Origin of the sequence: Bacillus thermotolerans (assembly GCF_000812025.2) — a bacterium.
GTDB lineage: Bacteria > Bacillota > Bacilli > Bacillales > Domibacillaceae > Quasibacillus > Quasibacillus thermotolerans.
The window spans coordinates 20,265-32,073 of record NZ_JWJE02000045.1 but is presented as its reverse complement, the minus strand read 5'-3'; the positions used below and the strand labels follow the sequence as shown (position 1 = coordinate 32,073).

Below are 11,809 nucleotides of genomic sequence, written 5' to 3'. Positions count from 1 at the left end.
GCAATTTTCCGCTTGAAAAACAGGTGGAAAATTGCCTTTTTGTATTCATTTGAATTTGCAGAATAAAAAACGTAAGTTTTTCAGTGCCCTCGTATTAAAGCGGGTGTTTTTTTATGTTACAAATATGCCTTCTAACCTTCTTTTGCTCTCCTAATGAACAGAGCTTTTGTGTAGGAGCTGACACGTGTGTTCTGGCATATCGGCACTTAGCGGTAAAGCCTGAAAGGAATTTATACGGTGAACAGCGAACTAATGGATGGAAGGAGGGGGAAATGAATGACAAAGTCTCTGACAAAGAGTGTAAAGCTGCCAGTGATTATGGCACCGATGTTTTTAGTGTCCAGTCCGGAGATGGTTGTTGAAGGCTGTAAATCAGGAGTCATCGGCTCCTTTCCGTTGCTGAATGCCCGTACGGCGGATGTGCTGGAGGAGTGGATGAAAACCATCACGTCTGAGCTGGCGCAGGCTAGGCAAAAACAGCCGAATGATCGGGTTGCGCCCTGGGCAGTCAACTTTATCGCCCATCAATCGAATAAACGGTACAAGGAGGATCTGGAATTAATCGGACAATACCAGCCGCCTATCGTCATAACCTCTCTTGGGGACCCAGCACCGGTAGTGAGGGTTGTTCATGCCTATGGAGGCCTTGTCTTTTCAGACGTTACGACTCTCGCTTTTGCGAAAAAAGCTGCTGATAAGGGAGTAGATGGACTGGTTCTTGTATGCGCAGGAGCGGGAGGCCATGCCGGAACGCTCAACCCATTTGCGTTCGTTCGTGCAGTAAAAGAATTTTGGGACGGATTGACGATTTTGTCAGGGGCCATTTCAAGCGGGGAGGATATTTTAGCGGCGCAGGTGATGGGAGCGGATTTTGCTTACATGGGTACACGCTTCATTCCAGCTGCCGAAAGCTTTGCAGAAGAGAATTATCGGGACATGCTTATTGAATCGACGATGGATGATCTAGTCTATACCGATGCTTTCAGCGGTGTTCATGCAAACTATTTAAAGCCGAGCATTCGCCGGGCAGGGCTGGATCCTGGGCAGTTACAGGGAAAAGGAAAGGTGGATTTCTCAAAGATGTCTGGAGAAGCACCGAAGGCCTGGAAGCATATATGGTCGGCTGGGCAAGGGGTTCACCACATTAAGAAGGTTCAAACTGTGAAAGAAATCATTGGCGAGCTCGAGGAAGGTTATCAGGCTTCTTTATTATCCTTAACAAAAAGAAAAAGCTATTTGACATAACTAAGTAAATTGAATGACTGTTCATTCAATTTACTTAATAGTTAAACTATTTTGGTTTAACAGAAGGCCAACTGGGAAAAGGATAGTTAGAGGGAGCAGTCAAACAAGGAGGCGATCTTATGAAGGACAACAAAGAAAAAATATCGAACACGCCAACTACTGCCGAACAGAGCAAGCTGAAGCCTAAGGAAAATAAAGAGAAGGCATTCCCTGTTCACCCTGATACACACTCCTCAGGAGCCGGCGGCATGGTGTCGCCTGACTAGGAAAGAAACGTAAAATCAATTAAAATAATAGGCAAGTGCTAAAAGGGCATCTGATCGGATGCTCTTTTTTTGTTATATAGTAAATAGAAGTTCTGAAAGAAGGAGTGGGAAGGTGGATGCCTGATATTTTTGTGGATGCGGACGGCTGTCCGGTCGTCAGTATAATCATAGACACAGCTAAACAATATGGGTTGAAGGTGTATTTAATTTGTGATACCTCTCATTTAATTCAGCGAGAAGGAGCAGAAACGATTACGGTGTCGAAGGGATCGGATGCGGCCGATTTTGTTCTTGTCAACCGCATGCAGAAAGGGGATATTGTCGTCACACAGGATTACGGATTAGCGGCGATGGTGCTGGCTAAACAAGGATATGCCATCGACCAAAATGGTCGCTTTTACACACCAGAAAATATGGATCAGCTCCTTGGTTTCCGCCATATTTCCAAGAAAGCCCGCCAAGCCGGCCAACGGATGAAAGGGCCAAAGAAAAGACAGAAAGAAAGCGATATGTTATTTAAGGAACGCTTTATTCAGTTGATCGAAAAAGTTATATCCGAAGGTTAAACGCACCCGGACAGGGTGCTTTTTTTGTGGCAGATGAACCGCCCACTGACAGGCAGGCGCCCGTCTCTTTTAAGGCTACAAGCTTTCACACTTTATGGGCTAACGACATACCTTAGTGTAGTAAAGGCAGGTGAATGATGAAGGTGAACAGCGAAGAAAAACATTCGGATCCTTTCAAAGTCGAGCGGCTCGAATGGGAGAGGCAGCAGAGGAAGGAGCGCTACAAAAAAGTGCTTACCATCTGTTCTCCCGTCTTCTTATTGCTGCTGTGGGAGTTCCTGTCACGTACGGGGCTGATTGATGCCCGTTTCTTCCCGCCGCCATCTGACATTGTCGGAACACTTGTGGCTATGGGGATGAGCGGGGAGCTGTTTCAGCATATCGGGGTGTCCCTTTACCGGATTTTTGCAGGCTTTCTGTTCGGTGTGATTCCGGGTATTGTGGTTGGTTTGCTGATGGGGCTTTATTCACCGATCCGTCACTTTATCTCTCCTATTGTCATGGCACTCATGCCCATACCAACATTAGCTCTCCTTCCTCTTATCATTATTGTGTTTGGTATCGGCGATGCTTCGAAAATCGTCACGATTGCAGGCAGTGTGTTTTTTCCGGTGGTCATCAATACGGCCGCTGGTGTCATGAATATTGATGGAATCTATTTGGATGTCGCTAAAAATTATGGTGCCAGCCCGAAGGATCATTTCTTTAAAATTGCTTTGCCGGGAGCGCTTCCTGTCATGATGGAAGGTGTGCAGATGGGGCAGGCGATTGCCCTTCTCACTATCGTGGCTGCAGAAATGATGGGTGCTGCTTCAGGAATTGGCTACTTAATATGGACCTCTTATAAAGCTTTTATGATACAGGAGATGTTTGTAGGCCTGATCATGATCTCTTTTTTCGGCTACTTATTTTCCGTCCTTCTGCGTATCCTGCAGAGTAAATTGATTCCTTGGAGGTGAGACCATGAGCGGCAAGCCGAAAATTCAGATCGAGAATTTAACAAAGGTTTTTTATAAGAAAGACAGTCGGGTAGTGGCCTTGGACCGTGTGTCTCTTTCTGTAAGCGACGGAGAGTTTATCTGTCTGGTCGGACCAAGCGGGTGCGGCAAGACAACGCTGCTCCGCATATTAGCGGGTCTTGAAACTCCGAGCGCAGGTTCTTATACCATCTCCCGAGGAAAGCAGGAGCGTCCGCTGCAATCTATGGTGTTCCAGGAACAGGGCGTGATTCCATGGCTGACCGTAAGGGAGAACGTAGCATTTGGATTGAAAATGAGAAAGCTTCCGAAGAAGGTCGTGAATGAGCGAACCGCCTATTACTTAGAGAAAACAGGACTATCCCCGTATGCCTCGCTCTATCCGAAGGAGCTTTCGGGCGGGATGAAGCAGCGGGTCAGCATTGCCCGGGCTTTTGCGAATGACCCTGAGATTCTGTTAATGGATGAACCATTTGCTGCTTTAGATGAGCAGAATAAGTTCATTTTGCAGGAAGAGCTGCTGGCGATTTGGTCAGAGACGAAAAAGACGGTGCTCTTCATTACTCACAGCATTGACGAGGCGCTTTTGCTGGCGGACCGGATTCTCTTAATGAGTGCGCAGCCAGGCCAGTTTGTTAAAGAGATTAAGGTTTCTCTCCCGCGGCCTCGGACGATGGAGCAAGTAAGAGCCGATCCGGAAATGGCGAAGCAGTTTGTCGACATAAGGAAGCACCTTCAGGAGGAAGTTCAACGCTCAAGGAAGTAAAGGAGGAATGCGGCAGTGAAACGTTTGCGCAGCTTGTGGTTTGTCGCCTTAATGGCGTTTCTCTTTATTGTTAGCGGATGTGTACAGCCGGAAACAGGCGGCAATAGCGGAAGTAACACCGGCGAGCACCCTTCCGGCGACCTGGCGCCGCTTGAGAAGAAGACGACTGTCATCATTGCAGAGGATGGGGCTGCTTCGGGTGCGGGCTTTTATATAGCGAAGGAGAAAGGCTACTTTGAGGATTACAATATTGAAGTGAAATTCGCTCAATTTGCTAACAGCGATGATATGCTGCCGGCACTTGCCTCAGGTGAGGTCGACATTGCGGGCGGAGTATCGACCGCTTCTTTCTTTAACGCGATTGCTCAAGGAATTGACGTAAAGATCATTGCAGATAAAGGACATAACGTAGAAGGGAAGTCTTATTTCTCCTTTGTTATTGGCAAGGATCAGCAGGATGAGATTAAGGAGTACGCCGACTTTAAAGGGAAGCGCATCGCCGTCTCCACGAAGAACGGAGTAGACGATTACATCTTTGAACAAATGATCGCCCATGGCGGATTGACAGCAGACGATGTAGAATTTGTTTTAATGCCTGATTTCGGCAGCATGCTCGGAGCAGTCAGCAACGGGTCTATTGATGCGGCGCTTCAGATTGAGCCTTTTATCACTCAGGGGACAGAAAAAGGTATCCACGTAAGATTCGGTGATACAACGGATTATGCGCCGGAAGCGCAAATTGCAATGGTGCTCGGATCCCCTCAGTTTGTCAGAGACAAGGATGTGTCTGTCCGATTCATGGCTGCTTATTTAAAAGGTGTCCGCGACTATAATGATGCCTTCATAAAAGGTGAAAATAAAGATGAGATTATTACAATCATGACAAAACACACAGCCTTGAAGGATCCCGGGTTATGGGAGAAGGTCTCGGTTACGGGGCTAGATCCGAATGGACATATGTATGTCGATGATATAAAAAATCAATATGATATGTATAAAGCAAATGGAGCAATCCGCGGAAATGTGGACTTAGATAAAGCAATTGATACGACTTTGACAGATGAGGCCATCGAGATCATCGGAACATATGAAGAATAAATAAAAAGGAACAGAGGAACTTTCCTCTGTTCCTTTTAGCGTAAAAGCCGAGCAATAAATTCCTTGACCGTATAAAATGCCCTGCACGGAGAATGCTAGAAAGAGGACTTTAAATGTTATGTAACGGAGGGAGGGTTAAAGTTGATTAGAAATGTAAGTAAACTGCTTAAGCATACAAAAGGGCAGAAAAGCAAGAAAGAAGAAATCAACCAGGCTGCTTCGAAGCCCCAAGACCCGCTCTATCCCAACTTTAATGACAATGTAGAAGCCCTCCGTTCTATTTACAAAGATTGTTCTGATGTGATTTTCCGCTCTTTTTCTCTCTTTGGCAAGACACGTGCAATTGTCATTTACATGGAGGGGCTTTCTGATGTGCAAAGTCTCGAAGAATATGTCTTCACGCCGCTGACGAAGGAATCAACGGATCCGCCGTCATCCTTAAGTGACTTCTTAGTGCATCAGCTGCCTGTAGCAAAAGTGACGAAGATTCACTTGCTGGCTGATTGTATTGAATCAATTTCAACAGGAAACCCGGTTCTTTTATGCGAAGGTCAGAGCTCGGCTTTCTCTTTGGGTCTCGCTAAATCAGAGAATCGGAGTATTGAAGAGCCGATGGCCGAGTCTTCCATTAAAGGACCGCGCCAAGGGTTTATCGAATCACTGCAGGTCAATATTTCACTTCTGCGCAAAATTATTAAAACCCCTGCCTTTAAAATGAGGTCTTTAAAAATCGGCACCCATACACAAACGACGGTTACTCTCGCTTATATCGAAGGACTGGCTGATCCGACGCTTATTGAAGAAGCACAAAATCGGCTGAACGGCATTGACATTGACGGAGTGTTAGAAAGTGAATATATCGAAGAATTAATTGAAGACAATCCGTATTCCCCTTTTCCGCAAATTTTATCAACGGAGCGGCCGGATGTCGTATGTGCCAATTTACTCGAAGGGCGGATTGCCATTTTAGTAGATGGCACGCCCTTTACGCTGATTGCTCCTGTTTCTTTCGCCTCACTTTTGCAAAGCCAGGAGGATTTTTACCAGCGATCTATCATTAGCACGATGATTCGGTGGATGCGATTTTTTTTTCTAGGGGTAGCACTGTTGTTTCCAGCCCTTTATGTAGCGGTGACCACCTTTCATCAAGAGATGCTGCCGACGGCTTTGCTGCTTAGTATCGCGTCTTCAAGGGAAAACGTTCCTTTTCCCGCTATTGTAGAAGTGCTTATTATGGAAATCGCTTTTGAAGCGTTGCGGGAAGCAGGAATCCGGCTGCCGAGGCAAATTGGCTCCGCAGTCAGTATCGTAGGGGCACTCGTGATCGGACAGGCGTCTGTTGAAGCGGGGCTTGTGTCTGCACCCATGGTCATTGTCGTTGCACTTACCGGAGTAGCTTCCTTTATGATGCCCCGCTACATTACCGGTATCTCGATACGCATGCTTCGCTTTCCTCTTATCATTCTTGGAGGCACGTTGGGATTATTGGGAGTGGTCATGGGCTTCATTGCGATCGTGATTCATCTGTGCACGCTGCGTTCCTTCGGTGAGCCGTATCTAGCCCCGGTTGCACCATTGCAAACAAAAGAATTAAAGGATTTCCTCTGGAGGTCCCCGCTGTGGATGATGAACCGGCGTCCGCACCTGACTGGTGATTATAACGAGCACCGTCAATCCTCACATCTGTCACCAAATCCTAAGGCAGGCGGTGAAGCAAAAAACAGGCAGGAATAGACTATCTGAAATGGGAAAGGTGAGTGACGTTATGCATGAAAAAGCTTCTTCTGCTGCTTTCATTTAGCGGTGCGCTTTTCTTACTAGGCGGCTGCTGGGACCGCACCGAAATTAATGACCTGGCGATTGCTACTTCAGCCGCGATTGATCAAAAGGAAAATGATCAAATTGAGCTTTCCCTTGAGATCTTTCTTCCTAAAGCTTTTGGCGGCGGAAGTGCTCAGGGAGGACAAGCGGGAGGGCAGGGCATCACATTAGTCATCTCTCAAACGGGGAGCAATATGGCAGATGCTTTGTCGAAGCTGCAAGGTGTGCTGCCTCGTGAGATTTTCTGGGGGCATTGCAAAACATTTGTGTTTAGTGAAGCAGTGGCCAAAAAAGGTATCATCGATCATCTTGATTTCCTTCTCCGTCAACCTGATATAAGGGAAAGAGCGTATATATTTGTTAGTGAAAAAAAGGCACGCCGCATTCTTGAGCAAAAAACGAATTTGGAACCTTATACAGGTCAAGCTCTTCTGGAACAAACTGATTTTGGCATTGGAATGAGGGTCACGATGCAGGAATTGGACGAGATGCTCGTTTCCAGAATGCAATCGGCCGCTTTGCCTTATTTGAAAATCAAAACGCAGAAAAAGTCGGAAGAGGAAAAATTTCGATTTGCTGATATCTCCGGAGTGGCTGTGTTTAGAAAAGACAAAATGATAGGAAGACTGTCTGAAGAAAGAACAAGAGGACTGTTATGGCTGAGAGATGAAATAAAAGGCTACACCGTGTCTGCTTCCCCGCCAGGTGTTAACGGCGTGGTTTCCGTCAACCCAGTATCTGTCTACAGTAAGATGACCCCTTCGATCGTAGACGGGAAGTGGAGAATCTTGTTAACAATCAAGACTGATGGGGTTATCGTACAAAACAGCACTCCTTTAGATTTTTTTAATCCAACTTCTTTAGCATCTGTAGAAGCGGCTCTGCAAGACAGCATCGAAACACGTGTAAGGGAGTCCTTAGAAAAGACGCAGCATCAAATGAAAGCGGATGTAGCGAACTTCGCTGCCGAATTTTACCGGGAATATCCGGAAGAGTGGAAGCAGGTGGAGAATCATTGGCCTGAAAAACTTTCAGAGGTGGAAGTGGAAGTGGATGCCAGGATGATTATTCGCAGTCAGGGAAATCTCATATTACCAGCAAATGAAAAGGAGGGAGGAGAACAATGGTGAATTGGATGTCCTTTTTTCTAACGACTGTCATCATTATTACCATCCTTTTCTTCGAATGGCCGAAAACAAAGAAGAAGCCCAAAAAAGATAAAAGTGTGTTCATTGTATTGCTGGTGGCGGGCTGGGTACTATCTATATTTGAACTTCCGCAAATAAGCGATCCTGTTAATTGGCTTGAAGTTCTCTTTCAGCCGCTTGGGCGATTTATGGATTGAAGAAGATAAGGCGGCAGAGAGAAATTTCTCTGCGTAAAGAGGCAGCTTCTTCAATAAGTTATCGGAAAGGGGAAAGGTTAATAGTGGAAAAAGGAAAAATCTCCTCTCTTCAAATGGCAATGATACTTTATCCAGCTGTTGTCGCTACTGCTATATTGCTCGTACCGAGCCTTACGGCGCAGTATGCTAAGCAAGATTTATGGATATCTCCCATGTTAGCATCCATTGTTGGGTTTGTGACGATTTTCATCGCTGTCCGGCTGCATCAGCTGTACCCAGGAAAAAACATCTTTCAGATTATTGAAGAGACGATCGGGCGTCTCCCAGGCAAACTCGCGGGGCTTCTTATTCTGTTTTTCTATATTGAGATTACAGGGGAAATGACGAGAGGCTACGGCAGTTTCATTGTTAACACGTTTTTAAAGCAAACCCCTCTTGTCGTTACGATCGCTTCGATGGTATTCCTTTGTGCCTTCGCTGTGTATGGGGGGATAGAGGTATTAGCAAGGGCAGCTCAATTTTTCTTTCCTCTCTTTTTTATTCCCTTTCTATTTTTGGTCCTCCTGCTAAGTCCTTATTTTCAGGTTCATTATATCGAACCGGTTCTGGCGGATGGATGGGTGCCTGTGATCAAAGGAGCGGTTGTACCAAGTGGCTGGTTTGCCGAGCTTTTCCTTATTGTTTTTTTTCTTCCCTACTTAACGGATAAGGGAAAAGCGATGAAGTATGGGATATTAACAGTCGCAGGCATCGGGATTACACTAGTTACAGCTAATCTTACAGCCCTTTTTGTCCTGGGACCGACTTTACCTACAAAAGTCTATGCGTTAATGAATGCTAGTCACTATATTAGCTATGCAGATTTTTTTGAAAACTTGGAATCGGTTACGATGGCGATCTGGATTATAGGCGCTTTTGTCAAAATTTCTGCTTTCTATTATGTAATCGTATTAGGTATAGCTCAGTGGCTGAACCTTTCAGATTACCGCCCTCTCATCTGGCCAATTGGTATCTTGATTGTTGAATTCGGCTATTGGTCTCTGCCAAGTTCGATTGAGCTGGCCCGCTTTGAAAGCAGGATCTTTCCCTTTTACTCCCTGCTTATGCAAACAACTCTTCTAATTATTATTTTCGTCATTGCTTCCGTCAGAAAGAAAGGGAGGAAAAAGCTTGGGTTAAGTGAATAAGGGAGGTCTTATCACAGGAACTTTGCCCCCTTCCTCGTTTTGCGATACAATTTATATAATTTATGAATAATCAGATGTGCAAGGAGATACATGGAGCAAAAGGAGATTAGGGGACGTGGAGAAAAGAAAACCAATTACAGTAGCAGAAGCAGTAAGAAAAGTAATGAACGCAGCGGGAGAAGGTAAAAGGGAGGCAGTATCTATCGATCAAGCTTACGGCCGCCGGCTGGCGCAGGATGTAGTTTCCACTCATCCAGTGCCGCCGTTTAACCGTTCGCCGTATGACGGATTTGCCATTCGGGCGGAGGATTCGAAGCTTGCCTCCAGGGAGAACCCTGTGACCTTCCGCGTAGCCGGCGAAATTGGAGCAGGACAAGTATTTACAGGAACCTTGCAGGAGCGGGAGGCAGTCAGAATTATGACCGGTGCCCAGATTCCTGATGACTGTGACGCAATTGTGATGTTTGAACTGACTGCTGAGCATTCGGAAGGTGGCGAGTCTTTTATGACGATCAAGCGTCCGTTTGCTTCGGGAGATAATGTATCGTTTGCCGGGGAGGACACGGAGGCAGGAAAGGTGCTCGTGCCGAAAGGGAGCTATATTAATCCGGGTGTTATGGCTTTATTGGCGACCTTTGGCTATCATTCGGTCGAAGTGGCGCAAAAGCCGGTTGTCGGTGTCTTTGCGACCGGCTCCGAGCTTCTCGATGTGCACGAGGAGCTGCAGCCCGGTAAAATACGAAACAGCAACGCCCACATGATTCTAGCCCAAATTGAACGGGCAGGGGCAGAGCCTCTTTATCTTGGAAAACTGCCCGATCAGTTAGATCGTTGCCTTTCGGCTGTTCGGGAAGCATTGCCGCAGGTAGATATGCTGATTACGACAGGAGGCGTATCGGTAGGGGATTATGACTTGCTGCCGGACGTGTATAAAGAAATCGGAGCTGAGGTGCTGTTTAACAAGGTAGCGATGCGCCCGGGAAGTGTGACTACTGTAGCCAAGACAAAAGAAAAGCTGCTGTTTGGTTTATCAGGAAATCCATCTGCCTGCTATGTCGGGTTTGAGCTGTTCGTGCGGCCGGTTATTTCCCACCGCTTTTTTGATCAGAAGCCGCATTTGAAAAAAGCGAAAGCAGTGCTTGCAGAGGATTTTCTAAAGCCCAACCCTTTTACCCGCTTTGTAAGAAGTACTCTTGATATAAAGGATGGCTGCCTGCATGTAGATCCAAGCGGCTTCAATAAGTCGAACGCCGTTGCGGTGCTGGCCTATACGGATGTATTAATGGTGCTGCCGGGTGGAACACGCGGATTCCGTACAGGCGACATGGTCGATGTGCTGATTCTTGACGCTCATGAGGGCAGTGAATGGCCGTGGGATTAAAGAAGCCTATCCTGCAAGTGGCTGGCTATCAAAACAGCGGTAAAACAACGTTGATGGTCAAACTGATTGAGGAAGCGAAGAGGCAGAGCTGGGCGGTCGCTTCGTTCAAGCATCATGGCCATGGGGGTACGCCTGCACTTCCTGAGAATGAGAAGGACAGCACGCGGCATTTGCATGCAGGTGCACTCGCCTCGGGTGTGGAAGGAGGCGGCGTGCTGAATATAATCGCTGCAAAGGCAGAGTGGAAAGTAGAGGAAGTTCTAGCTGTCTATGACTCTCTGCCTGTTGATCTGCTTCTGCTTGAAGGGTACAAGCAGGCGGATTATCCGAAAATCGTTTTAATCAGAGGAGAAGAAGAGATCCGTTTATTATCTGAGCTGGGAAATATTCAAGCAGTTATCAGCTGGAGACCTCTTCCAGAAGAAGAACGGACCTACCCTGTATTCCTGTTTTCAGAAGAAGAACAATATATACAGTGGTTTGTCCAATACATGAGCTGCCGTCTGCAAAGGAGGGAAAACCATGGCTGAAGAGAGAAGGGCAGCACGCGTGGGCATCGTTCTTGCCGGCGGGGAATCAAGGCGGTTTGGTGAACCAAAAGCCTTTGTTCACTATAATGGAAGGCCTTTTTATGAACGAGCTATTCAGGCACTCGCGCCAGTTACCGATGAAGTAGTTCTTGTGAGCCATCCATCTTTAGTGGACCGGTTTAGCCAGGAATCTTCCGTGCCATTCATCGAGGATGAAGCACCTTACCAGGGAAAGGGGCCGCTAGCCGGCTTGTACAGTGTCATGAAACACATTGAATCGATATGGTATATTACCATGCCATGCGACACACCTTTAATACATGCAGATATGATTTGCCGGCTGGCTGCTTTCACCGATGAGGCGTATGACGCGATTATTCCCGAAATTGATGGCCGGGATCAGCCTTTGGTGGCTCTCTATCATTGTAAGATAGCGTCTCTTTTGTCGGAACAGCTTGCGAGCGAGAACTATAGAGTCATAGATTTATTAAATAAAGCCCATGTGAAACGGGTAACAGAAACAGACTTACACATAACGAAAGAATTGTTCACAAACATTAACACGAAGGATGCCTATGCACAGCTATTGAGTGATGCACCCGGTAGACCGTTGCAGCCATGACCATA

At 46.5% G+C, this 11,809-nt stretch carries 13 protein-coding genes; all 13 read left to right on the top strand.

The features are described 5' to 3' along the window. Positions 1-276 precede the first annotated feature (276 nt). The gene (locus tag QY97_RS14740) at positions 277-1,245 is read left to right on the top strand and encodes an NAD(P)H-dependent flavin oxidoreductase (RefSeq protein WP_039238004.1); all 969 of its coding nucleotides are present in this window, start codon (positions 277-279) and stop codon (positions 1,243-1,245) included. 119 nt (positions 1,246-1,364) lie between these two features. Next, the gene (locus QY97_RS20530; RefSeq protein WP_156994609.1) at positions 1,365-1,511 is read left to right on the top strand and encodes a hypothetical protein; all 147 of its coding nucleotides are present in this window, start codon (positions 1,365-1,367) and stop codon (positions 1,509-1,511) included. A 116-nt stretch (positions 1,512-1,627) separates the two neighbouring features. Continuing rightward, positions 1,628-2,077, top strand: coding sequence for a YaiI/YqxD family protein (locus QY97_RS14735; protein WP_039238001.1), 450 nt, complete (start codon positions 1,628-1,630; stop codon positions 2,075-2,077). A 137-nt stretch (positions 2,078-2,214) separates the two neighbouring features. Further along, complete coding sequence (locus QY97_RS14730; protein WP_039237998.1) at positions 2,215-3,036, top strand: ABC transporter permease; 822 nt, start codon at positions 2,215-2,217, stop codon at positions 3,034-3,036. Between the two features lie 4 nt (positions 3,037-3,040). Next, entirely contained in the window at positions 3,041-3,820 is a 780-nt protein-coding gene (locus QY97_RS14725; protein ID WP_039237995.1) for an ABC transporter ATP-binding protein, read from the top strand. Between the two features lie 51 nt (positions 3,821-3,871). Continuing rightward, positions 3,872-4,918, top strand: coding sequence for an ABC transporter substrate-binding protein (locus tag QY97_RS14720; protein WP_046128767.1), 1,047 nt, complete (start codon positions 3,872-3,874; stop codon positions 4,916-4,918). A gap of 141 nt (positions 4,919-5,059) precedes the next feature. Further along, the gene (locus tag QY97_RS14715) at positions 5,060-6,652 is read left to right on the top strand and encodes a spore germination protein (RefSeq protein WP_083965881.1); all 1,593 of its coding nucleotides are present in this window, start codon (positions 5,060-5,062) and stop codon (positions 6,650-6,652) included. A gap of 23 nt (positions 6,653-6,675) precedes the next feature. Continuing rightward, positions 6,676-7,869, top strand: coding sequence for a Ger(x)C family spore germination protein (locus QY97_RS14710; RefSeq protein ID WP_157761911.1), 1,194 nt, complete (start codon positions 6,676-6,678; stop codon positions 7,867-7,869). Continuing rightward, entirely contained in the window at positions 7,863-8,084 is a 222-nt protein-coding gene (locus QY97_RS14705; protein WP_052728985.1) for a hypothetical protein, read from the top strand. Before QY97_RS14710 ends, QY97_RS14705 begins: the two co-directional genes overlap by 7 nt. An 83-nt stretch (positions 8,085-8,167) precedes the next feature. Further along, complete coding sequence (locus QY97_RS14700) at positions 8,168-9,271, top strand: GerAB/ArcD/ProY family transporter (protein ID WP_039237990.1); 1,104 nt, start codon at positions 8,168-8,170, stop codon at positions 9,269-9,271. A gap of 115 nt (positions 9,272-9,386) precedes the next feature. Then, on the top strand, positions 9,387-10,652 hold the full coding sequence (locus QY97_RS14695; protein WP_039237989.1) for a molybdopterin molybdotransferase MoeA: 1,266 nt from the start codon (positions 9,387-9,389) through the stop codon (positions 10,650-10,652). Continuing rightward, a complete protein-coding gene (gene mobB / locus QY97_RS14690; RefSeq protein ID WP_039237987.1) occupies positions 10,637-11,182 on the top strand; it encodes a molybdopterin-guanine dinucleotide biosynthesis protein B in 546 nt (181 codons plus the stop codon). The genes QY97_RS14695 and mobB overlap by 16 nt, the downstream gene beginning before the upstream one ends. After that, positions 11,175-11,804 (top strand): molybdenum cofactor guanylyltransferase, encoded by a 630-nt coding sequence (locus QY97_RS14685; protein ID WP_039237985.1) that lies wholly within the window; start codon positions 11,175-11,177, stop codon positions 11,802-11,804. The genes mobB and QY97_RS14685 overlap by 8 nt, the downstream gene beginning before the upstream one ends. Positions 11,805-11,809: the final 5 nt, after the last annotated feature.